This window comes from Mesonia sediminis (assembly GCF_042684705.1).
GTDB classification, from domain to species: domain Bacteria; phylum Bacteroidota; class Bacteroidia; order Flavobacteriales; family Flavobacteriaceae; genus Mesonia; species Mesonia sediminis.
On sequence record NZ_JBHULZ010000006.1, the window covers coordinates 19,943 to 44,616 of the forward strand.

Annotated in this window: 14 protein-coding genes and 2 tRNA genes; 10 read left to right on the top strand and 6 right to left on the bottom strand. The window is 40.5% G+C overall.

Features of this window, described 5'->3' with window-relative positions; genetic code table 11:
- Positions 1 to 2: 2 nt before the first annotated feature.
- The 4 genes from ACFSQ0_RS01200 to ACFSQ0_RS01215 all read right to left on the bottom strand — a co-directional run bounded on the left by ACFSQ0_RS01200 (position 3) and on the right by ACFSQ0_RS01215 (position 9,693).
- Positions 3 to 4,586 (bottom strand): T9SS type A sorting domain-containing protein, encoded by a 4,584-nt coding sequence (locus ACFSQ0_RS01200; RefSeq protein WP_379043000.1) that lies wholly within the window; start codon positions 4,584 to 4,586, stop codon positions 3 to 5.
- A gap of 30 nt (positions 4,587 to 4,616) precedes the next feature.
- A complete protein-coding gene (locus ACFSQ0_RS01205; protein WP_379043003.1) occupies positions 4,617 to 4,823 on the bottom strand; it encodes a hypothetical protein in 207 nt (68 codons plus the stop codon).
- Positions 4,824 to 5,121: 298 nt separating this feature from the next.
- Positions 5,122 to 8,355 (bottom strand): T9SS type A sorting domain-containing protein, encoded by a 3,234-nt coding sequence (locus ACFSQ0_RS01210; protein WP_379043005.1) that lies wholly within the window; start codon positions 8,353 to 8,355, stop codon positions 5,122 to 5,124.
- A gap of 195 nt (positions 8,356 to 8,550) precedes the next feature.
- Complete coding sequence (locus ACFSQ0_RS01215; RefSeq protein WP_379043008.1) at positions 8,551 to 9,693, bottom strand: acyl-CoA dehydrogenase; 1,143 nt, start codon at positions 9,691 to 9,693, stop codon at positions 8,551 to 8,553.
- A gap of 85 nt (positions 9,694 to 9,778) precedes the next feature.
- Here ACFSQ0_RS01215 and ACFSQ0_RS01220 point away from each other — a divergent pair, with 85 nt between their 5' ends.
- The 9 genes from ACFSQ0_RS01220 (at position 9,779) to ACFSQ0_RS01260 (ending at position 17,288) form a co-directional block, all read left to right on the top strand.
- Entirely contained in the window at positions 9,779 to 10,846 is a 1,068-nt protein-coding gene (locus tag ACFSQ0_RS01220) for an anhydro-N-acetylmuramic acid kinase (RefSeq protein WP_379043011.1), read from the top strand.
- Positions 10,847 to 11,048: 202 nt separating this feature from the next.
- Positions 11,049 to 12,275, top strand: a complete 1,227-nt coding sequence (locus ACFSQ0_RS01225; RefSeq protein WP_379043062.1) for a Glu/Leu/Phe/Val dehydrogenase dimerization domain-containing protein — start codon at positions 11,049 to 11,051, stop codon at positions 12,273 to 12,275.
- 9 nt (positions 12,276 to 12,284) lie between these two features.
- Positions 12,285 to 13,664 carry a sodium:proton antiporter NhaD gene (nhaD, locus tag ACFSQ0_RS01230; protein WP_379043014.1) on the top strand — a complete coding sequence of 460 codons (1,380 nt, stop codon included), beginning with the start codon at positions 12,285 to 12,287 and terminating at the stop codon, positions 13,662 to 13,664.
- A gap of 140 nt (positions 13,665 to 13,804) precedes the next feature.
- On the top strand, positions 13,805 to 14,497 hold the full coding sequence (locus ACFSQ0_RS01235; RefSeq protein ID WP_379043065.1) for a MotA/TolQ/ExbB proton channel family protein: 693 nt from the start codon (positions 13,805 to 13,807) through the stop codon (positions 14,495 to 14,497).
- Between the two features lie 3 nt (positions 14,498 to 14,500).
- Positions 14,501 to 14,890: an ExbD/TolR family protein gene (locus ACFSQ0_RS01240; protein ID WP_379043017.1), complete on the top strand. Its 390-nt coding sequence runs from the start codon at positions 14,501 to 14,503 to the stop codon at positions 14,888 to 14,890.
- A gap of 3 nt (positions 14,891 to 14,893) precedes the next feature.
- Entirely contained in the window at positions 14,894 to 15,760 is an 867-nt protein-coding gene (locus ACFSQ0_RS01245; RefSeq protein WP_147861076.1) for an energy transducer TonB, read from the top strand.
- A gap of 4 nt (positions 15,761 to 15,764) precedes the next feature.
- Entirely contained in the window at positions 15,765 to 16,985 is a 1,221-nt protein-coding gene (locus ACFSQ0_RS01250) for a bifunctional folylpolyglutamate synthase/dihydrofolate synthase (protein ID WP_379043020.1), read from the top strand.
- 127 nt (positions 16,986 to 17,112) lie between these two features.
- Positions 17,113 to 17,187 (top strand) — tRNA-Val (locus ACFSQ0_RS01255).
- 26 nt (positions 17,188 to 17,213) lie between these two features.
- Positions 17,214 to 17,288, top strand: a tRNA-Val gene (locus tag ACFSQ0_RS01260).
- 285 nt (positions 17,289 to 17,573) lie between these two features.
- Here the strand turns inward: ACFSQ0_RS01260 and ACFSQ0_RS01265 are convergent.
- The gene (locus tag ACFSQ0_RS01265) at positions 17,574 to 18,854 is read right to left on the bottom strand and encodes a UDP-N-acetylmuramoyl-tripeptide--D-alanyl-D-alanine ligase (protein ID WP_379043023.1); all 1,281 of its coding nucleotides are present in this window, start codon (positions 18,852 to 18,854) and stop codon (positions 17,574 to 17,576) included.
- Positions 18,855 to 18,937: 83 nt separating this feature from the next.
- Positions 18,938 to 20,614, bottom strand: coding sequence for a gliding motility lipoprotein GldJ (gene gldJ / locus ACFSQ0_RS01270; protein WP_379043026.1), 1,677 nt, complete (start codon positions 20,612 to 20,614; stop codon positions 18,938 to 18,940).
- A 213-nt stretch (positions 20,615 to 20,827) separates the two neighbouring features.
- Here gldJ and porU point away from each other — a divergent pair, with 213 nt between their 5' ends.
- Positions 20,828 to 24,604, top strand: a complete 3,777-nt coding sequence (gene porU, locus ACFSQ0_RS01275) for a type IX secretion system sortase PorU (RefSeq protein WP_379043029.1) — start codon at positions 20,828 to 20,830, stop codon at positions 24,602 to 24,604.
- Positions 24,605 to 24,674: the final 70 nt, after the last annotated feature.

Sequence of the window (24,674 nt, forward strand, 5' to 3'; positions counted from 1 at the left end):
TATTATTCTTTAATTAATTTTTGTACCCATTGTGATTGACTAGCTTGATGTATCACGCGAACTAAGTAGATACCCGCAGGTAAGTTTTGAACCGAAACTTGTGCTTGATTTTCTTGAGTGTCCAAGTTGCGCACTAATACTGTTTTACCAAGTATATCGGTTACTTCAACTTCTAAGTTGCCAGATAAATTGTTAGGTAAAAGCAGGTTTAGGTTTTCGCCGTTCACCGGATTAGGATACATACTTAAATCAGCTTGTGTTAAGCTTATATCGCCTAGTGTACGACCAAATTGCAACTCAAAACGATTGGCATCTATACTTGCTGGTAAATTGCTATCCACGCTAAAAGCATATATTTGTCCGTTTTGCTGAATGCTGATTTGTTTGTTCTTATAATGATCAATCAAGATTAACTCACGTTGTGGTAAATTCTCAAAGTCAAACTTCAATACGTAGCTAGATTGACGGTATTGATTGATAAACAATGGAATACTTTCACCTTGTTGGGGTAAATCTCTACGGTCAATTGCCGTGTAAAACTGCCCGTTGATTACGGCTAAATTCTCATCTAAGTTTCCAAACTTAGGTAAATCTTCAGTACCATAACCACTCGAGTAGTTAACATCCCATTTGATACGGATTCCATCACTTGCGGTGCTTTGGTTGAGGTAAGCATCTTGAGCAAAGAGGCTGATGTCTAAACTAGACGCAGCATTGGTAGAACTGAATACCGTAGTTTGGGCTACGTCTACATTTTTATAAGCCTCCTTGAACTGTAAACTAGGGGTTGTATTTTGATTACTGGTTACCACAAAAGCAGCTTGGCCCGGTTGTAAAAACTGGTTGGCTTGTGAGCCAGCTGGTACTGGGCTTCCGGTATCCGTATCGATGGTTACAAAGGCTCCACGTCCATTGGTACCATTCAATTGCGGATCCCAAATATAATACCCATTTTTAAGGTTGGTTGTATTTATGTCATCGAATACAAGCATCATATTTACAGCGGCAGGATATGGATTACCAAAGAAATTGAAAGCATCTAATGTATTGTTGAAATCGCTTCCGTGCGTATAATCTCCAGCATTTATCGTTCCTTTTGCACGCAATATTGTATTTCTAGGTACGGCTGCATTTATGGTAATGTCTGTGCTTCGGTCACCGCGTACCATCAAGCGTAAAGGCGCACCCGCAGTAAGTGTATTGGTATTGGTGTTGCCTATTGCTGCCCATTGTTGACTTGCGTTATTGAACAGGAACAACGACGGATTTCCACTTGGTGTAACGTCAAAACCATTGTCTTGATCAACAAGAGTTCCTGTTATATGCGTACCATAGCCAGGGTTGGGGTTATTATTCCAAGCGTTAGCACCTTCTTGCCAGTTAGCATGAATGCTTGTAGTGGTAGTCACTGGTGAAGTAACCAACCTAAAAGCACGTTTTGCAGGAATACATTGCTCGGTCATTATTTCACCCGTTATATTACCGCCAGATAAATCGGCTATTTGAGCTACACGCTGAGAAAGATCTGTGAATTGGCAAGCTAGAACCAATTTTCCATTGGTTGCTAAGTTACCTTGATTGATGCGCAATACCTCTTGAATACGCACCTCTAGGTTGGGATCGTTGGCAATCTCAACTCCGGCGGTATTGTTGATGCTTAGCTCACCCGCGCTTAAGCTTTGATTACCGCTGATTATCTGTAGGTTTTCGCCATCGAAACTTAGACTGGCTTCATTAGCGTTTAAGCTCCCTTGATTGTCAATATTTCCTGTAAGTGATAAATTTATCCCATTAGCCACTGTTAGGTTTGCTCCGCTAACAATACGCATACAACCCACTTGTGCATCTTGGTTAAGGTTCGCTGTACTTCCAGCTTGCACCACAAATTTACGTCCAGCATCTTGTAGGCCTGGGGCCTGATTTAAACCTGATCCGTAAAGGTATTGTGAACCGTCCCATGTTATCGGCTCTAGACCGTTAATACGGAATGTGAAATAATCAGCATTACTAAAGTTTACACCGCTAAAACTGGCCTGCGAACAGGTTAGTGTGTTAGCGCTATTGCTTGTAGGGCTGGTAAAAGCAGCATCGCTACTGATTAACAATTCAATTGTAGTGAAGCCATTAGCCGGTAAGGCTAAGTTGCTTAGATCTAAATTTAAATCTACCGTACCTACATCACCTAGTTCGCTTACGCGCCATAAGGTGTTTAGTCTTTGGTTGTCGGCAGTATTCGAGTTACAAGCTAAATCGGATGTATTTAATTCGCTATAATCATTACTATTGGCAGCGATTAATAAAAATTCATTTGCGCTTAAAGCGGATGGGTTGTTGATTTGTACAATACCCGTACCGAATTGACTATCGGTTTTCGTTTGATTTACGTTGTATAAACCTACTAAGTCATGATCAAAATCACCGTTAGCAGGTGTATCAAATGCATAGCCATCGTTGGCGCTTAGGTTAATATCGTATTTTGCCGCTAAATAATTATGTAAGAGTAAAATAGGACTTTGGGGTAAATCGCTGGCATGGATAGCAAATTCGGCAATTTTTCCAGAGAAATAGTTGCCAGAGCCATTTGTTCCATTCATTTTAACGGTATCAGTGTGACCACCTATGCTTATATTGCCTGAATGTGCGTAGATTAATCCTACTCCATTAACACTATTGATTAATGCACCGTTCAAATACATTCTAAAAATTCCGTTGGCAGTGCCACTACCGTTATGGCCCCCGGCATAAACAAAACTCACTACATAACGTGTATTGGCAGTAATAGCAGTGCTAATTTGCTTGTCTACCCAGTTGTCCCCTGGTCCGTCGCTGTTACTATTATTAAATCCGCCTACAATTAAGTTTCCAGCATCGATAAGCATATGTAGGTTTCGGGTATTTCCCCCTTCTTCATATAAAACTTGACGACTGCTAACATCGCTTCCGGTTTCAAAAGCCATAGTAAAAGTACGCTCGTTAAAAGGACCCCCTAAATTGATGTCGTTATTGTTAGGGATGTTTAAATAAGTATTGGTATTTCCAAAATCAACGGCAGGGTAAGCGTTCATTTGGTTGGTTCTGTATTGTGGTCGGTTGCCAGCATTGGTTTGCTCGGCATCTTCATTATTGCTTCCCTCGTTGGTCCAAGAAGCAACAGGTGTATTGTTCGCTTGATCAATACTGCTGGCTCTCCACCAAAATTTGGTAGTAGCCAGATTACTCACCCCACCCGGTAAAGCCGCTCCCATAGTTGCGGAGGGTAAGACAAATTTCACATACTCACCATCATTCAAACTGATGTTGTTAAAAGAAATAATATTAGCATTAGACCCACTGGCAGCATAAGTAGTTGAACTGCTAAAAGACGCATTGGTTGACACTTCAAGTTGAACATCGTTCACCGGATCGAATCCGTAAAGGAAATCAGTCACATCAATTTTAACCGTGGTGTTATTGAAACTACCATTCTTACTAACGCGCCAAGTGGCTTGTGTTCTATATAAATCTCTGCTTTGAAGGCTGCATCCCTGGCTGCTGTTCTCTAAAGCTAAATTATCGATTTGATCGCTACTTAAGATCAAGTAATCGCCATCAGTCAAAGTATTATTTTCTAACAAAACAATTCCTGTTCCTCGGTTCGAGCTTAAAGAAGTCGCTGTAGCGTTGATGCGTGCAATACCTACCGAATGAAAGTCGAAATTTCCATTAGCAGCTAAATCGTTGTCGTTGTAGTTGTTGGCGCTTAGGTTAATGCTGTATTTCGAAGCCAAGTAATTTTCAACCAAGCGACGCTCGGCTTGGTTAAGTGCCTGATTGTAAATGATGAACTCCGCCATTAAACCGGTAAAGAAATGGGTGCTATTGGCGCTGTCTGAACCATCATGATAGTAACTATCATTAGCCTGAGCCCCCAATACAGCAGGGTTATGGTTGTATAATCTACCGATATTATTCAAAGTACCCACTAAACTTCCATTAACATAGGCCTCAAGCGTTCCTGTTTTTGAGGTATTACCTGCAAAGCGAAAACTGATTACATAATTGGTGTTGGCTGTAATGCTTGTTTTGGTAGAAACGAAACCCCAAGGTGCATCGGTACCATCATTGTTTACATTCCATCCGCCAAAATATAATTCACCGTTATCTATATAAATGTTTAAACCGCGTACCGTTCCCCCTTCTTCATAAATCACTTGACGGGCGGTTACATCACTTCCTGTGCGTACAACCAATGAAAAAGTACGACTGCTAAAGGGACCATTTTGGTTAAGCGAATTGTTATCGGCTATATCTAAATAATCATTAGTAGCAAAAGAAAGTGCAGGCAAACCGTTGATCTGGTTGATCAAATAGCTAGGACGTCTATTTGCGGTAGATTGAGCGGCCACCTCGGGATCGCCACCTAAATTCGACCAACTGGCTACAGGGTCACTATTGTTTAATCCTTCAATTGCATCGGCAGCAAACCAAAACGGGTTGCTTAAGGCATCGCCTACCCCACCAGGGCCTTCTTGAGCCTGTGCGGTCAAGCCGATAAACAAAAGCGTATGGACGAGTATAAATAAATTTTTGGGTAAATATTTCTTCATAATAATCGGTTTTAAAGGTTAGGTGATAAATTACTTGCGTAATTTTTTAAAGCCCAAATAGCCACCGGCTATAAAACCAAGAGCTACAAGACCGTCTATGGGAGCTGCAGGTGTTTCGTCGTCTACATCATCATTATTTCCGAAGCCGGGAGGAAACTGAGCTGCTGCCTTGAATGAAGTAAGTGATAAAATGGCAAAGGCCAATATTGCGGTGGTTTTTCTTAAGGTGTTTTTCATAGGTCAAATGGTGTTAGGTGTATTTTGTAAACCTAAACGATTAGCATCTCAACAGTGATAAGTTAGAATTAAAATGCTAATGGTTCTCTATTATTTGTCTTAACAAAATTAAGGGCAACTCCTTGTAAATGAAACTTAAACGCCGATAATTCGTTAAATCGGCTTTTTTACTCGTTGAAGGGTATTTGGCTTGTCGTTAAAAGGAATTACTTGCATTTTATCGTTTAAGAAAAACAAAAAAAACCGCTTACCACAAAGGGGTAAGCGGTTTTTTAAAAGCCAAATAAGTTCTTCTGAACTAGTTTTTAAGCAGTTTGATTTGCTGCTTGCTTTGCGTTTCTACATCTAGAATTTCTATCAAGTATAAACCAGAGGTAAGCTTTAAATCGGTTAGGCTTACTTTACCAGTATGTTGGTTAAGCTGTTGCTGATATATACGCTGACCAAGTAAATTATAAATAGCAATACTCACGGGGGTAGTGCTAGGTTGGTCAAAATCTATCTGCAGCATATTTCCGCTTAAAGGATTTGGATAAACACTTGCTGTTTGCCACGCATTAAGTTTTGTACCTAAGCGTTTATCGGTAACCAAAGCAAAACGTAAAGGGTCTGTACTAGCTGCAACCTGATCGTCTACTTGAAAAGCAATAGTATTCTCGCCTTTCTGCAAGATTTGTTGGGTGCCTAAATAATTGTCTTCTAAATACACGCTCTGGTCAAGCTCTCCCACATGAATTTGCAATACATAGTGTTTTGCACGGTAATTGGTAAGTGCTAATGTCAGGTTTTCTTGAGCTGTTGGTAAGGCTCTACTTTCTATAGCAATATATTGGCCTTGTTCAAAACGTGAAATGCTTTCATCTAGATTAAATAACTTTGGTGCATCATAAGCATCGATAGGGTTGTTGAAGTTGGCGCCAAATTTTATTTTCAATCCGTCTAGCGGAGTTTCTCCATTTAAGAAAGCTTGTTGACGGTATAAATTTATTTGTATGCTGCTGTGAGAAGCCGCTGGTCTAAATACGGCTGTAGCGGGCTCGTCAACTGCTTTAAAACTCTCTTGAAAATTTAATTTGGGAGCTGTGCCTTGGTTTGCAGTTACAAAAAAGGCAGCTTGCATAGGTTGTAAAAACAGATTCGCATCTGTATTTTGATTTCCTTGTACATTAGGGTCAACCGAAGCTGAGAAGTCATCGGCATCTAATGTTACAAATCCGCCACGTCCTCCTAAGGTAGAACTGTCTGGGTTGGCATCGGCATTTCCTCCTAAGTTCGGATCGTAAATATAAATAAAACGACCCGCGTTTTTAGTTTTCGGACTGTTCAGTACCTTGCGCATATCTACTGCAGCGGGGTATGGATTCCCAAAAAAGTTAAAACTGCCTGCTGTGCTATTGAATCCTGTAAGTGTAGTTTCTCCAGAAAACAACTCCCCTCGAGTACGTAATTTAGTATCGTTTGGGATTGCGGTGTTTTTGGTAACGTCTAGTCCTCTACTTCCGCGGATTAAAATCCGATAAGCGTCACCTGCGTTAAGGCTGGTGTTATTCGTGTTGGCGATAGGACTCCAAGTCTGACTGATATTGTTGAATTCAAACATCGAAGGATTTCCGCTAGGGGTGTAGTCAAAACCATTGGTTTGATCTGCCGTGGTACCGGTAATATGCGTACCATAACCAGGATTAGGGTTATTGTTATAAGCAGAAGCATTTTCTTGCCAGAAATAGTGAATACTGTTGTTGCTAGACAAAACACTGGTGCTTAATGGTGCGCTTATCAGTCTAAATGCGCGTCTGCCAGGAAAACATTGTTCAGCGATCAAATTACCGCTTATACTTCCAGAAGTGCCAATCGGTGCTACTTGAGCCATCCCTGTGCTTACTCCTGGACTGGTAAATTGGCAAGCCAGCGTTAGCTTGTCGTTGGTGGTTAAGCTTCCGCTGATTACTTTTAGTGTTTCTAAAAGGCGTAGGTCTTGATTTATCGTTAAACCAGCTGGGTTTTCTAAATGCAAGTTAGCTAATTCGCCATTTTGCAATAAATTGTCGGGTAAAGTTTGAGGGTTTTCTCCAGAAAAATGAAGAACAGAACCAGGTTGGCTACCTGCGATGCTAGCATTGTTGTCCAGATTGATTACTTCTTCAATATTAAATAGGAAACCGTTTAAATCTATGCTTGCTCCATCACCAAGTGTGAGGTTTTTCGCACCCGTGTTTTTACTTAAACTAGGGTAGTTGGTTAAACCAGTTGGGATAATAACATTATAATTAGCGTTTGGAATAATCGCCTGACTCCAATTCCCAGTATTTTCCCAATTGTTGTTTACGGCACCTGTCCACGTTAAATCGCTACATCCGGTAGCTTCTTCTATAGTAGCCGAGATCGCTGCATCTAAACTGGTATATTCAAAAATAATCTGGTGGTCGCCGCCTACCTCAAAAGCTAGATCGTTAAAAGTCGCAATACCGCTAGCGTTTGTGTTTTGAGTAAGTGTACCTAATAAATTACCACTTCCTGAGTACATACTGGCCTTTATTGCGTAACCTGCTTGTTGTACAGTAGCACCGTTAAAGTCGGCAATACGTACTTGTACTGAAGAGTCTAGGCTACCGTCGCATTTAGAACTTGTAGGTTGGCTGTCTATTACCAATTGACTGGCCACCCCAATAGCTTGTTCGTTATAAGCTAAGAAGGCGGGGTCTGAGTTACCGCTAGGAATATATTCAACCTGAGTAACTTGCTGGTAGTTACTGTTGGTGATACCAAATTGGCTTAATTCAGCAGCAAAAAAACGTATTCCTCGTTCTGTTTTATGAAAACCCGATGAGTTTTGTGTACTGTTAAATTCATAAAAATCAGCCACCCAATCGGCTACTACAGGGAAATTACTATTGCTATTTAAATTGATTTGAACAGCATTTCCTACTATATTTCCTGATGCATCTTTAAACCGAATTTGATCGGATCCACCGCCAGGAGTAGCGATAGTAGCGATTAAAATGTCGGGTGTATTGTCATTGATTTTGTTAGGATCTATGCCGTTGCTACTTAACTTGAAAAAAGTAGAAGCTCCGCTCGGGATATTGGCAATTCCTGTACCCAGGTCTAAACCTTGGATTCCATCAGTCAAGAAATACGCAGCTTGGGTTCCGTTAGTGATGGCTTCAAAAGGTTGAGTGTTACTGTTGTTGACACCATTATCTATACCATCATGCAACTGACCTAAACCTACAAACTGGCTACTACCGTTAATGCTGTTTAAAGTTGCTACGGGTAAAGCTCGATAATTTTCTGGTGTAAAGTTTACTCCTTGGATGGTTAATAAGGCATCATTCACTCCAGTAGAATAAGTTATTCCATTATGGGTGAAGCCAATCAAATTATGCGAATTGGCAGGCTTATTAGGGTTTTTATTGTTTGATGAAGAATGCCAGTAGCCTTGGTAATCGGTGTAAACGCCGGTTACTTGGGCATGAATACTTAGTAAAGTACTGCATAAAAAGCCTAGTACAAAAAGGTAATTTTTTGCCATATTAGGTGTTTTTTTTAGTTTTAGAAAGTTGCGAAATTAAGGCAATGCCAACGTTCAAGCTACACTATTATAAACTATTCGTTGAAAAGGTGCTTTTGCCGATAAGCGGTAGTTTTGTGGATAGTTATAAGGAAATTATTAACAAAAAAAACCTGTAGTTTGGCTACAGGTTTTTCTTATATGGTATAGATTTGATTAATCTCTTAACAGTCCTCTTGAAATTACAATTTTCTGGATTTCAGAAGTTCCTTCGTATATCTGGGTAATTTTAGCGTCACGCATTAAACGCTCAACGTGGTACTCTTTAACATAACCGTTTCCTCCGTGAATTTGAACCGCTTCTACCGTAGTATCCATAGCTACTTTTGAAGCATAAAGCTTAGCCATTGCTCCGCTCATATCATAGTTATTCCCCATATCTTTATCCCAAGCCGCTTGCATAACAAGGTGTCTAGCAGCAGCAATCTCCGTATACATATCGGCCAACTTAAAAGCGATAGCTTGGTGGTTGCAAATTTCGGTGCCAAATGCCTTACGGATTTTAGAGTACTCACGGGCCAATTCATAAGCTCCGCTGGCAATACCTAAAGCTTGTGCGGCAATACCAATGCGTCCTCCCGATAGGGTTTTCATCGCAAAGGTAAATCCAAAACCATCTTCTCCAATTCTATTCTCTTTAGGAACCTTTACATCGTTAAAGTTTAGGGTGTGCGTATCGCTTCCGCGGATTCCTAATTTTTGTTCTTTAGGTCCCACTTCAAAACCTTCCCAACCTTTTTCAACGATAAAGGCATTGATTCCTTTGTGCTTTTTCTCGCGATCGGTTTGTGCTATTACCAAGTAGTAATCGGCACTGTTCCCATTGGTAATCCAGTTCTTGGTCCCGTTTAATACGTAATGGTCTCCTTTATCTATAGCTGTGGTGCGTTGTGAAGTGGCATCGCTACCTGCTTCGGGTTCGCTTAAACAAAAAGCTCCAATCGATTCGCCAGTGGCTAATTTGGTTAGGTATTTCTGCTTTTGCTCTTCGGTACCGAAAGTTTCTAGTCCCCAGCAAACCAATGAGTTGTTAACCGAAACGATAACAGATGCTGAGGCGTCTATTTTTGAAAGCTCTTCCATAGCTAAAACGTAAGAAACGGTATCCATACCGCCCCCTCCGTACTCTGGAGAAACCATCATACCTAAAAAGCCTAGTTCTCCCATCTTCTTAACTTGTTCGGTTGGGAAAAGTTGTTTTTCATCGCGCTCAATTACGCCGGGTAATAATTCATTTTTAGCGAAATCCCTTGCGGCATCGCGTATCATCAGGTGCTCTTCTGTAAGCTTAAAATCCATAGCAATTTTTTTTATTGTGAAAAAAACGTTGCAAATATACTCGATATAAGTCAATTATTCAATGATTCGTTTTATTTTTACGAATATGAAAACGAAATCCCCGCTTTACTTAGGATTAATGTCTGGCACCTCATTAGATGGTGTAGATGTTGTTGCTGTGCGTTTTAATGAGCAAGGAAACGCTTATCAATACGAGTTGTTGCATGCCAAAACCTATGCTTATTCGCCTGAATGGCAAGCAAGCTTGGCAAATGCTATACAGCTCGATTCTGCGGCCTTAGAGCAGTTAAACCAGAATTACACCCAATATTTAGCCGAAATAGTTCGTCAATTTATGCGAGAATATCAAATTCCTATCAAAGAGGTAGCGGCAGTTTGTTCGCACGGGCATACGGTATTTCATCAACCCGAAAAAGCTTATACGCTGCAAATTGGTAATTTGCCTCAGCTTGCACAACTATTAGGTGTTTGTGTGGTTTGTGATTTTAGAGTACAAGATGTGCAACTGGGCGGTCAGGGTGCACCTTTAGTTCCCGTTGGAGATGCTTTGCTTTTTGGAGAATATGATGCCTGCATCAATTTAGGAGGATTTGCAAATATTTCTTACGACCACGAAAAGCGTCGTATTGCCTACGATATTTGTCCGTTAAATATCTTGTTAAACCGGTACGCAGGTCAATTAGGCTATGCTTATGATGAAGAAGGTCGGTTAGCCGCTAAAGGAACATTTGATGAAACTTTATTTGATGCACTACAAAACATAGCTTATTACCAAAGTTTACCACCCAAATCATTGGGGCTCGAATGGGTGAATGCGGTTTGCCTTCCCATACTGTCGAGCTTCGATTTACCGGCTACTAGCATACTGCGTACTCTAACCGAGCATATGACGCATCAATTGGCAGCCGTGGTTCAACCCCAGCAGCGTATTTTGCTTACCGGTGGAGGTGCGCTTAACCAATTTTTGATTGCTCGATTTAGCAATCTAACCGCTGCTCAACTTATCTTGCCAAAGGATGAACTTATCCATTTTAAGGAAGCCTTGGTGTTTGCCTTCTTGGGCATGTTACGCTTAGTCGGATTGAATAACGTATACGCTAGTGTAACGGGTGCCTCAATCGATCATTCTTCGGGAGTGGTGTTTTATCCGTAAAGAAAAATAGAACGATTTCGCTTAAAACAACGGACTTGTTTAATGCTGTTTTAAGGTAATTGATGAGAATGAAATAATAACTCGCTTTTGGTTGTTTATTTCTGCTAAAAAAAACTAGCAAAATTAAAAGCTTATTATTTATTTAACATTTATGTTTACTTATATTTGTGCGAAAATTTTATAGAACCTACTTAGAATTATGATGAAAAAACTACTACAAGAATACGAAAATAAGCAACCTGAGATTGTTTTTCATTGGAAAGACCGAGAGACGGAGGCAGAAGGATGGACGGTTATAAACTCGCTACGTGGCGGTGCTGCTGGTGGGGGTACGCGTATGCGTAAAGGATTAGATAAAAATGAAGTACTCTCATTGGCAAAGACCATGGAGATAAAATTTTCGGTATGTGGTCCACCTATTGGCGGAGCAAAATCGGGTATAAATTTTGATCCAGCCGATCCGCGTAAGCAGGGAGTTTTAAAAAGATGGTTCCAAGCGGTGAGTCCGTTGCTAAAGAATTATTACGGTACGGGCGGCGATATGAATGTAGATCAGCGCACAGAGGTCATTCCCATTACACAGACTTATGGTGTCACGCATCCGCAAGAAGGAGTTTTTCAGGGGCATTTCAATACCGATGAGCACGAAAAAAACATCCGCATCAACCAACTCAAACAAGGGGTTTCTAAGCAAGTAGATACCTCTATTTTTTTGCCTAATGCCGAACAAAGTTATACGGTTGGCGATTTAATCACAGGCTACGGCGTAGCCGAGGCTGTAAAACATTATTACGGAATTTATGGTGGTGAATTGGCTGGCAAAAAAGCCATTGTTCAAGGATTTGGCAATGTAGGCGGTGCAGCTGCTTTTTACTTGGCAGCTATGGGTGTTAAAATTGTTGGAATTATAGATAGAACTGGAGGTATTATCGAGCCAGAGGGTATCTCTTTTGAGCGTTTAAAAGAATTGTATGCGACGCGAGAAGGCAATGCGCTTAAAGCGGAAGATATGCTTAGCTTTGAAGCGGTAAACGAACAAATATGGAATGTAGGAGCACAAATTTTTGCTCCCTGCGCAGCTTCACGATTGGTTACCCAGAAGCAAGTAGAGCAGATGATTGCTGGTGGTCTAGAAGTAATTACAAGCGGTGCTAATGTTCCGTTTGCCGATGAAGCGATTTTCTTTGGACCCATTATGGAATATACCGATAAGCATGTAAGCATAATCCCAGATTTTATATCTAATTGCGGTATGGCTCGTGTGTTTGCTTATTTAATGCAGCCCGAGGCCAAAATTGAAGATGAGGCTATTTTTAATGATGTCTCACAAACTATTAAACAGGCCTTACAAGACGTGTATTCTAAGAACAATAATCCTATTCATCTATCGCAAACGGCTTTTGAGATTGCCTTAGAAAAATTAATCTAACTTTTAAAAATGACAAGCTTATTAATTTTTACGTTTGTAATGGGCTATTTAGCCATTACTTTAGAGCATCCGCTCAAATTAGATAAAGCGGTGCCGGCTTTGTTGATGGGAACGCTCATGTGGGCACTTTTAGCCGTTGGTTTTAATCAGGGCTGGTTTTCTATTGTCGATTACCATGGTCATATTTTTCAAATCGATCAGCCCGACACCGATGCGCAATTGTATGGTTTTAAAGCCAATTTAATGCATCATTTTAGCAGTATTGGCGAGATTCTCTTCTTTTTAATCGGAGCCATGACCATTGTCGAAATTATCGATTTGCACCGTGGTTTTGGGATTATAAAAAAAGTAATCAAACCTAAAAGTAAAGTAAAATTACTATGGATACTAGGAGCGCTGGCTTTTGTGCTTTCGGCTATTATCGATAACCTAACGGCCACTATTATTTTAATTACCTTATTGCGTAAGATTTTGGTACGCCATCAATACAGGGTGTGGTATGCCAGTATGATTATCATCGCTGCCAATGCGGGAGGAGCTTGGTCGCCAATTGGAGATGTTACTACTACCATGCTATGGATTGGCGGTAAGGTAACGGCTCTGGGCTTGTCTGAATACCTGATAGTTCCTTCATTGGTTTGTTTTGTGGTTCCTTTTTTCATTGCTACCAAACTAAAGCCATTTAAAGGAAAAGCCATGCGAAAAGAGATGATTATAGATGAAGAGGCAGAGCGCTTGTTAAGCAGTAAAACCATGCTTTATGTAGGTTTGGCGGGAATTGCCTTTGTGCCTATCTTTAAAGGTGTCACTGGTTTGCCGCCTTACTTAGGAATGATGTTTTCTCTGGGAGTAGTTTGGTTGGTTTCAGAGTATGTTCGACCCGTTAAAAATTTACCCAAAAAGCAAAAGCACTTATACTCGACGCATAAAGCTTTATCTAAAATAGAATTTTCAAGTATACTTTTTTTTCTGGGAATTTTATTATCGGTGGCCGCTTTAGAGAGTTTGGTTTACGGAAGCATAGGCGGAGAAGAAGTGGGTACCCTGCGCTATGTAGCCGAAAAGGTTTCTGCTGCTATACCAAATATGGATGTAGTAGTATTATTACTCGGAGCGCTTTCTGCATTAATAGATAATGTACCTATGGTGGCTGCAACAATGGGAATGTACACTTTTGAAACCGATAGTCCTATTTGGCATTTTATTGCCTTTTCGGCAGGTACAGGAGGCAGCTTATTAGTAATAGGTTCTGCCGCTGGGGTAGCTGCAATGGGTATGGAGAAAATTGATTTTATCTGGTATTTAAAGAAGATTGCTTGGTTGGCAGCTATCGGATTTATCTCTGGTGCGTTAACCTTTATTTTTATCGAGCAATTCTTTTATAGTTAAAAAATTACTACAGGCTCTTTGTGCTTGCAAAAATCATTGTAGCTTTGAGCCTGTAAAAGCGCTTAAAATAATTTTAAGTGTTGAGGTAATTTTACACGCTTTATATCGTTATTCTTATGAAACTAAACTTTTTAAACCTAATGACTTTACAAGATGTAGCCCAAGAGGTAGCTCAAGATGCAGAAGCCTTGCCTCAAGAAAAAACATTTTCTTTTCTTGAACTATTAACCAGCGGGGGAGTTGGCGGAATAATTGTAATTGCCATTTTAAGCGTGCTATTTATCGCCGCTTTATACATTTATTTTGAACGTCTTTTTGCTATAAAAGCCGCCTCAAAAACCGATGCTAACTTTATGTATCAAATAAAAGATCATGTTGCCAACGGTAATATAGAAGGTGCTAAGGTGCGATGCGCTCAAGAAAATTCTCCTGTGGCTCGTCTCACTGCAAAGGGTATCAGTCGTATTGGTAGTCCGTTAGAAGATATCAATACCGCCATAGAAAATGCGGGTAGATTAGAAGTGTATAAGTTAGAAAAAAATGTTAGTGTTTTAGCGACAATCGCGGGAGCTGCCCCAATGATTGGTTTCTTGGGAACTGTAATTGGTATGGTTTTAGCATTTCATGAATTGGCTAGCAGTAGCGGTCAAGCCGAAATGGGTTCTCTTGCAGAGGGTATTTATACGGCGATGACCACAACCGTTGCCGGATTAATTGTAGGTATTGTTGCTTATATCGGTTATAACCATTTGGTAGTTAAAACCGATAAAGTGGTGCATCAAATGGAAGCTACGGCGGTAGATTTTCTTGATTTGTTAAATGAACCCGTATAAGGTATGAATTTACGCGGAAGAAATAAAGTTAGCCCCGAATTCAGTATGTCGTCGATGACCGACATCGTGTTTTTGTTGTTGGTGTTTTTTATGCTGACCTCGCCGGTGATCACTCCGGAGGCCTTAGACCTTATTTTACCAAAAGCTAAAGGTAAAACCACCAATAAACACGAGCTTGCCGTGAGCATCAATAAAGACATGCAAATGTTTATAAATCAGGAGCAAATCCGTAAAGAGAATTTAGAGCTAGAGTTGCAAAAACGACTGCAAAGTGTAGAAACGCCAACTATTATCTTGCGTGCAGAAGAATCGGTGCCTATTCAAGAAGCGGTTTATGTGATGGATGTAGCCAAACGCAATCAATTTAAAGTAGTATTAGCCGTAAAACCATAATTTGTGCGATTACTAGAAACCAAATATGAACGAAAATCTGCGGCCATTACTAGTGTGATTACGGCCATAATTTTCCTATTGCTTTTTTTCTTTGGCTTTACATATTTAGATCCGCCACCAGAAAATGGAATTGCTATTAATTTTGGGACTTCAGAAATAGGTTCAGGTCAAGTACAACCCACCGAGCCAGTGGCCAGTTCTCCGCAGCAGCAAACCCCAGAACCTACACCGAGTCCGCAAGAAAATTCTAGTCCGGTAGCCGATGAAGTGCAAACTCAAGACACTGAGGAAGCACCAGTAATCGCCAAAGAAAAGGAGAATAAGCAGCCTGTAGAAAAAGAACAGAAAGATAAGAAAGAACAACCAAAGCAAGAGGTTCCCGAAAAAGAAAAGCCTCAAGAACCGGTTAAGGAAGAGCCTAAAAAACCATCTAAAGAAACTTCTGATGCCTTGAATAACCTGTTAAACGGTCCTGAAAATGATGGAGCCAATCAAGGTGGAGAAGGTAACGACTCTAGCGGGGGAGATAAAGGAGATCCTTCTGGCGATCCCAATGCTAAAAGTTATTATGGACAGGGTAAAGGATTAGATGGTGATGGCAATTATCGCTTAGGCGGAAGAAAAGCCCTGAATAAAGAAAAATTTGTACAAGAATGTAACGAATCTGGTGTGGTTGTAGTGAAAATAGAAGTCAATCAACAAGGTCAGGTGATTCGAGCTACCCCAGGAGCACGAGGGACTACCAATACTGCTCCCTGCTTGATGGAGCCCGCCAAACGCGCTGCCTTGGCTACACGATTTAATAGCGATGCTAACGCCCCTGCCAAACAAACCGGTTTTATCGAGTACGAATTTAAGTTATCTGAATAAATTTATGACTTACCAAGAAACCCTGGACTGGATGTTCGGGCAGCTACCTATGTATCAGCGTCAAGGTCAAGTAGCCTTTAAAAAAGATTTGACCAACATTTTGGCTTTTTCTGTGGTGTTAGGTGCTCCCCATAAAAAATTTAAAACGGTTCATGTAGGCGGTACCAACGGGAAAGGTTCTAGCAGTCATATGTTAGCTTCGGTTTTACAGGCAGCTGGTTACCGCGTGGGTTTATATACTTCGCCACATTTAAAGGATTATACAGAGCGTATCCGCATTGACGGACAATGTATTGAGCAAGATTTTGTAGTTGATTTTATTCAGCAGCATAAAGTTTTCTTAGAAGAACATAGGCTTTCTTTTTTCGAAATGAGTGTAGGACTTGCTTTTGCTTATTTTGCAAGCAAACAAGTAGATGTAGCCATAATCGAAGTAGGTTTAGGGGGACGATTAGACTCAACCAATATCATTACCCCAGAATTATCTCTGATAACGAATATCGGTAAAGATCATACTGCAATTTTAGGTGAAACCTTGGAGGCGATTGCATTAGAAAAGGCGGGGATCATCAAGCCTCAAGTTCCTGTGGTAATAGGTGAGTTTCATCCCGAAACTCATCAAGTGTTCGAAGAGAGGAGTTTAACACTAAAAGCACCTTTGTATTGGGCTAGAGATTTCGAACTGCCCGCCTATATTCAATTGGATTTAAAAGGAACTTATCAGCAAGGAAATGCCAGAGGCGTGATGGCTTGTGTAGAGGTGTTAAAGCACAGGGGTTGGTCCATTTCTAATGAAGCAATAAGTAAAGGCTTTTCTCAAGTAGTGCAGCGTACTGGTTTACGAGGACGCTGGGAAATTTTACAACAAGCCCCTTTAAGCATTGCCGATACTGCTCATAACAAAGAGGGTTTGGGAGTTGTATTAAAGCAATTGACTGCCTTGCCTCATGAAAAGTTGCATTTTGTTTTAGGAGTAGTACAAGACAAAGATTTATCTCAGGTTTTACCTTTATTTCCTAAAGATGCACACTATTACTTTTGTGCTCCGCAGGTTCCGCGAGCTTTGGAAGCGGAAGAACTAAAATCTAAAGCATTAGAATTTGGTTTAAAGGGCGAGGTTTTTACTTCGGTTGAAGAAGCCTTTGCCGCAGCCAGAAAGCAGAGTTCGTTTAGTGATATCATTTATGTGGGTGGCAGTACTTTTGTTGTAGCTGAAATAATTTAATTTTTTTTCATTAAAGACTTGCAGCAATTTATAAATAGTTTATATTTGCACTCGCAATTGATTAGTGTTTACAAATCGATTATGTTCTTTAAATAACAATTTTTTTGTGTTGGCAGTCCATCTTCATGGGCGCGTAGCTCAGTTGGTTCAGAGCACTTGGTTTACACCCAAGGGGTCAGGGGTTCGAATCCCTTCGCGCCCACAACAAAAAGCTTTCACAAAAAAATTGGGCGCGTAGCTCAGTTGGTTCAGAGCACTTGGTTTACACCCAAGGGGTCAGGGGTTCGAATCCCTTCGCGCCCACAAGAAGCACAATCCCGATGAAGACTTTCATCGGGATTTTTTGTTTACATCCACTACCAAGCCCCAGCTTGAAGTAGTGGATGTAAACAAAAAATCTCCAAGCCGCTAAGGCTTGGGAGGATTGTATTTCCTATTTTGGTTTCGCTTAGGGATCTTGAATCCCTTTTTCTTTTGAAGTAGTGGATGTAAACAAAAAATCTCCAAGCCGCTAAGGCTTGAGAGATTTTGTTTTCTTCAAAGTTTTAAAGTGTCTTATATTTTCTCCTTTATATAGAAAGAGGTTTTTTATTGTTCTTTAAGGTATGGCAGTAACTGTTCTAGCGCCATTCCTCGAGAACCTTTGATAAAGATGAGCTGCTCACTAAAGTCTTTTTTGCTTAGCACTGGGATTAATTCCTTCGTCTCGGCTACTGCGCAGAATTGTTCGGGTAGGTCGGTTTGCATAAATTGTTTTCCGCAGAGAAATACGTTTGTGTATGCTTGCTTTTTAAGCGTGTCGACTATGGTTTGATGTTCTTCCTTCCAAGTGGGGCCGACCTCAAACATATCGCCTAAAATTATAGTCTTTTGGTCTGCTTTCAATTGCGACACCTCTTCCAAGGCAGCGAGCATACTCGTGGGGTTGGCATTGTAAGCGTCCATAATAATTTTTATACTCCCGTGATTTGTAATTTGCGAGCGGTTGTTGCTGGGTTGGTAGCTGCTTAAAGCCTCTTTGATATGATGCAATGGAACTTCAAAATACTGTCCGATAGCTGCCGCAGCTGCTGCATTTTGAGCATTGTATAAACCCAATAATTGGGTTTGAATAACTTCATCACCTATTTTAATTTGAGCGAAATTATTGTTGGTTGTTTTATGAATGGCGTAATCGCTTGTGGGATCGCTACCAAAGCTTATGCGGTTGGGGTAGTCTTGGGTTAATTCAACTTGTTTGGGATCATCTTGATTGATAAAAATCTTTTTATCTTTTGAAATTAAATGTTGGTATAATTCGCTTTTGCCTTTGATTACGCCTTCAATGCCACCAAAACCTTCGAGATGGGCTTTCCCGAAATTGGTAATATAGCCGTAATCTGGATAAGCGATTTTGCATAATTGAGCAATTTCTCCTTGATGATTAGCTCCCATTTCAATCACCGCTATTTGTGTATCCGCTTTAAGCTGAAGCAGGCTCAGGGGTACCCCTATGTGATTATTGAGGTTTCCTTGGGTGGCAATTATTTTATATTTGTAGGATAACACTTTTGCTATAAGTTCTTTGGTGGTGGTTTTACCGTTACTACCGGTTAGGGAGATAATCGGCGTATTTAATTTTTTTCGGTGCTCGGTGGCTAAGGCTTGTAGGCTTTGTAGGCAATTTTCTACAAGGAATGTTTTTTCGTTAGCATATTGAGGGTCGTCGATTACAGCATAACTAGCGCCGGCTTCAAGGGCTTTTGCTGCAAACTGGTTGCCGTTGAAATTGGTTCCGCTTAAAGCGAAAAATAAATTTCCTTTTTGGATGCTGCGTGTATCGGTGGAAACGCCTGTACTTGCCTGAAATAATTGATATAGCCTAGTCATATAGTATAAAGTATAGAATCAAAAAATCCCTTTTCTGGTAAAGAAAAGGGATTTTTATTTAATTTAAAAAGAATGCAATCGAATTAACGTGCTGTTTTTCCTTTTTGGCTTTTAGAGCCTACACGAGACATCGCATTTCTAAAGCCGATATAATCGGTTGCCATATCTTGTGGGAAATATCTTCTCTGTGCTGGATCTAACCAGTAAGCACGGTCTCTCCAAGAACCTCCTTTGTACACACGTACTTCATTATCGATTAAAGTGGTACGGTTGTTATTGGTATCGTATTGTCTATCTAGAGAAACAGCTCCAGTGCTATCTTTTACTGCAGTCACACTGTGTTGAGGTGAATTGTACATTGGGTCGTTCTTATCTTCTCTAAAGTATCTTGAAGATTGCTTGTCACCATCTCTAAAGTCACGGTTGTCACTTTCTGTAAACTGCGTTCTCAAGTAAGTATCTTCTGTAGTTACGTTTTCTTTTACAATTTCGCCTGGTAGAGCACGTGCAACAACGCTACCATTACTTAGAGTATCAAATACTACGCTGTCTGCCGTCACCACCTTTACTGTTCCGTCTGGGTTAATGGCATTTTTGGTATAAACATTACCTCTATAGTAGTTAAAGTCGTTGTACTCATCGTCGATAATAGGACGGTAAACATCAGCAACCCACTCGGCTACGTTACCGGCCATATCATATAAACCAAAGTCATTTGGTTGGTAAGATTTGATTTCGGCAGTAATATCGGCACCATCATCAGACCATCCAGCAATTCCACCATAATCACCATCACCTTGCTTGAAGTTTGCCAATTGGTCCCCTCTAGTTTTACGGCTTCCGTTACGTGTATATTGCCCGTCCCATGGATATTTCTTTCTACCGCGGTACTTGTTGTATTCGCGAATACTAGAAAGACCTAAAGCGGCATACTCCCATTCAGCTTCGGTAGGAAGTCTATATTCTGGTAATAAAACCCCGTCTTTACGTTGTACATAAAGGTTTTTAGCTTCTCCTGATCCGTCTTTAGTTCGAGGTGTATTTTCTTTTTCTCTTCGGTCTGAGGCCTTTCCACCACGCGTAATATCGTCATTTCCGCCATAAACTAAGGTAGGAGCGTTAATGTAAGTTTCGGTGTTAAAGGTAGAAGAGGCATCGGCTTCAAAACGGGCTCCACGAGCGGTGTAACCTTTTTGTTCCAAAATCAATTCGTTTACACGCTCGGTTCTCCATTTACTAAACTCAGTTGCTTGAATCCAGTTAACTCCTACTACAGGGTAGTTTTGATAAGCCGGGTGACGCAAGTAGTTATTGGTCATGGTTTCATTATACCCTAAACGGTTTCTCCAAACCAAGGTATCGGGTAATGCCCCGGTATAAATGTTTTTGTATTTTTCTTCTGTTGGAGGAAAGGTGTATTTTAACCAATCTAGGTACTGAAGATACATTCTATTGGTAACTTCGGTTTCATCCATATAGAAAGACTGTACGTGTTGCTGAGTAGGGGTGTTGTTCCAATCATGCATTACGTCATCTTGAACCTTTCCCATGGTGAATGTTCCACCTTCAATAAATACCAATCCAGGACCAGTTTCTTGTCCTTTATAATCGGTTTGGTACTTAAGACCGCCTTCACGACCGTCTAAACTCCAGCCCGTTGCACGTGAGTTGTCTTTGTAATCGTCTTTGTTGCTACAACTGGCTAAAACAGCCGAAAATGCTACAACCAAGCAAGTTTTAAAAATGATTTTTACATTCATATCAAAGTAAATTTGTAAATGATTTTGGGATTGCAATATACTAATTAACGCTAAATTAACAAGTTTGTTTTATAAAATTACTACGAATTTCATTTTTTCGTTTAAATACTTAGGCTTTCAAACGCTTTATTTTGATTTATGGTATACTTCTCTTAGAAAAACTTTAATTTTACAGCCGTTTATACGGAATTTGAATCTATTGCGTTTACTATTATGATGAAAAATGCTATCTCTCTTATTTTTTTGTTTATAGGTTTTTGCGCCTTTCCGCAACAGCGTAGTGTCGAAGTACATTGGGAGTCAAATCTTAAGCAAACTAAGAACGTGCATTTAGCAAAGGGGAACTATCAGGTTTATGTGCAATGGGAAGCTCAAGGTACACCAGTAAGTCCTATTATTAGCAACGCCAAATGGGCAGCCGTGCCCGATAGTCTTATTGCGCCACTTGAAGAAAACCTTATACCGACAAATATTGAAGTGAGCATGAGTAAAGCTCAAGCGAGAAATAAGGTCTACCATTTGCTTGAAGTGAGTGCAATGCGCAAGGTCAATGGAAGACTGCAGCGCTTGATGAGTTTTGATTTGCGCTATCAAACCGAACAGCGCAGCCGCCAAAACCTACGTCAAAATATAAATGTTCAGAATTCTGTGTTGGCCACTGGCGATTGGTTTCGTTTTTACACCCCAAAAGCAGGCGTGTATAAATTGACTGCCAATTATCTGCGCCGATTGGGAGTAGACATAGGTTCACTAGACCCTAGAACCCTTAAAATTTATAGCTATGGAGGGGAAATGCTTCCGCTTAAAAATGCAGATAACCAAGATTACGATCTACCTCAAGTAGCCATTCAAGTAGTCGGGGAAGCTGATGGGAGTTTTGATGGAAACGACTATATTCTTTTTTATTCTAACGGAATACACGAATTGTGGAGCGAAGAGAATAAAACCACACAACATTTATATGCCGATAAAAGTTACTACTACCTAAGTTATGGTGGTGTACCCGGATTACGCGTAGGCGATATTACCCAACCCAACGGAAATGCTCAGCACAGTTTTACCAATTTTGATGAGGAACAGGTGTATGAAGAAGACGATTACAACCTTTCCCTTACCGGTAGACGTTGGTTTGGTGATCGTTTTGATGTACAAAGTAACCGTGAATACAGCTTTTCTTTTACTAATTTAGATACAGCTGAGCCGGTGCGTGTATTGGGTGCTGCAGCTGCCAGTAGTGAGTCACAAACCAGTATGCAGGTGGCTGTGAACACCCAAAATATTGCCAATCTCAGTTTTGGGGTTACTGGGAAGTATGTGTATGGAAGTCAGCGTTCTTTTGATGAAGAGCTTTCGGTTAACAGTGAAGAGATTAAGGTTTCTTTTACCTACAACAATGCAGGAAATCCTGCTAGTGTAGGTTATTTAGATTATATCAGGGTACAAGCCAAACGCAAATTGCAATTTGAAGGCAATCAAATGCCGTTTACACAAAAGCAAGCCGCGTTGCTAACAGGTATTGGTGAATATCAACTTACACAAGCCTCGAATATTGCTCAAATTTGGGATGTCACCAATCCTTCGGCAGTAATGGCCTATACGCACGATGGCGCTGCTCAATTGACCTTAAAAGCCAATATGGGCGAACAAAGAAAATACATCGCTTTTAGCAATCAGGGTTTTTTAACGCCGTTAAATGATAGAAATGCGCGTGTACCTAACCAAAATTTGAAAGCTAGCTTGTTTCAAGGTGCTGGAGGAGTGGCTCAAGATCTAGACTATCTAATTGTTACTTCGTCCGAATTCCAATCTGAAGCCAATCGATTGGCTGCTTATCGAGAAGAAAGAGATGGTTTAAACACCAAGGTGGTTTTGCTTGAAGAGATTTATCACGAATTTAGTTCGGGTAAACCCGATATTGTGGCTATTCGTAATTTGGTAAAATATGCTTATGAAAACGCCCCCAATCCGCAAAGAAAATTAAAATACCTGACCCTTTTTGGAGATGCCTCGGTAGACTATAAAAATAGATTGCCTAACAACAATAATATTGTGCCCACTTACCAAGATTTACCTTTGTTTTCGAGTATAGGTGAATTGGTCGCATCAGACGATTTTTATGGGATGATGGATGATGACGAGGGAGAAATGAGAATTGCCGATAAATTAGACCTTGCCGTGGGAAGATTACTGGTTGATGATTTGAGTTTGGCGCGCAGTACGGTCGATAAAATTATCGCTTATGAGAGTAAAGAATCTTTCGGAAGCTGGCGAAATAACTTTTTATTGATATCTGATGATGCCAATCAGGGCGATTTCGATTTACAAGTTACGCTTGACGAGGTAGGAGATGATATAGCAGCCAACAAGCCTTTTATAAATGTTAAAAAAATACACGCCGATGCCTATGAACAGCAATCTAGTTCTGGAGGATTTAGATATCCTGCCGTAAACAAGGCTATTGCCGAGGCAATTGATGTTGGGGTTACCGTGGTGAATTACCTGGGACACGGGGGAGAAAACGGATTGGCTGCCGAGCGGATTGTTACCAAAGACGATATATTAAGTTGGCAAAATGAAAATCGTTACAACGTGATGGTTACGGTTACCTGTATTTTTACCCGCTTTGATAACCCCTTGCGTGTCTCGCCAGGCGAGTTAAATTTACATCAATCCAAAAGTGGTTCGGTGGCGATGGTAGCCACCACTCGAGATATATCGGTAAGTACAGGGAAAAATTTTAATACGCAATTTGCACCCTATTTGTTCAATTATAACAATACCGATGATAGTGTAGCCGAAGCCGTGCGAAAAGCCAAAAATGATAACGGTAGTTTTGACCGGCGGGTAATATTTTACTTTGGAGATGCCGCTATGAAGTTGCAATTGCCTAAGCCTCAAGTGCGCCTAACCCATTTAAATGATGTGCCCATAGCCCAAAGTCAAGACACCTTAAAGGCATTGAGTAAAATTAAAATATCTGGTGAGGTGGTTAATGCCAGCGGTCAGCGGCTAAGCAATTATACCGGTGAATTGAGTTCAATTGTTTTTGATAAAAAGCAGCAGCGTAAAACGCTAGGGAATGATGGTACTATGATAGGCGGACAATTAGCGATAATGGAATTTGAAACCTTAGGAGAAATTATTTTTAGAGGCAACGCTTCGGTGCGTGAGGGCTTGTTTTCGTTTGAGTTTGTGGTACCTAAAGATATAGCCATACCGGTAGGGGAAGGCCGGGTGAGTTTTTATGCCGAAGAAAGCGAGGCGCTAGTCGATCAAAAAGGTTATAATAATTCGATTTTGGTAGGAGGTATCAATCAAAACGCCCCAGAAGATAATATAGGACCAGAAATACAGCTATTTATGAATGACGATAGTTTTATCTCCGGAGGCATCACTAATGACAGTCCATTTTTATTGGTGCATTTACAAGACGAGAACGGGATCAATACAGCTAGTGGAATCGGGCACGATTTAGTAGCAATTTTAGACGGCGATGAAGCCAACCCTCTAGTGGTAAATGATTTTTATGAAACCGAGGTAGACGATTACACCCGAGGAAAAGTTCGCTATAAATTGCGCGATCTAGAGGAGGGTTTACATACGCTTAAATTTATTGCTTGGGATGTTTATAACAATTCTTCTGAGGCAGAAATTCAATTTGTAGTTACCGGTAGCGATGAACTTAAAATCACTCGTGTGTTAAACTACCCCAATCCGTTCTCTAGTTATACCGAGTTTTGGTTTAACCATAACAGGCCTTACGAGCCGCTAGAAGTACAAGTACAAGTTTTTACCGTTACTGGTAAGATAGTGTGGTCTACACGCCAAGTGGTGAACACTACAGGCTTTTTGTCCCGTGAAATTATTTGGAATGGCAGAGATGATTTTGGCGATCGCATAGGTAAAGGGGTTTATGTGTATAAGCTAACGGTAAAATCTACCCTAACCAATAAACGCGCAGAGAAGTATGAAAAGTTAGTCATATTATAAAGTATAAATTTGCTTACGCGGATTTTTTTTCTGCTATTAGAAATAAATAAGCAAAACAACAATAGAAAGC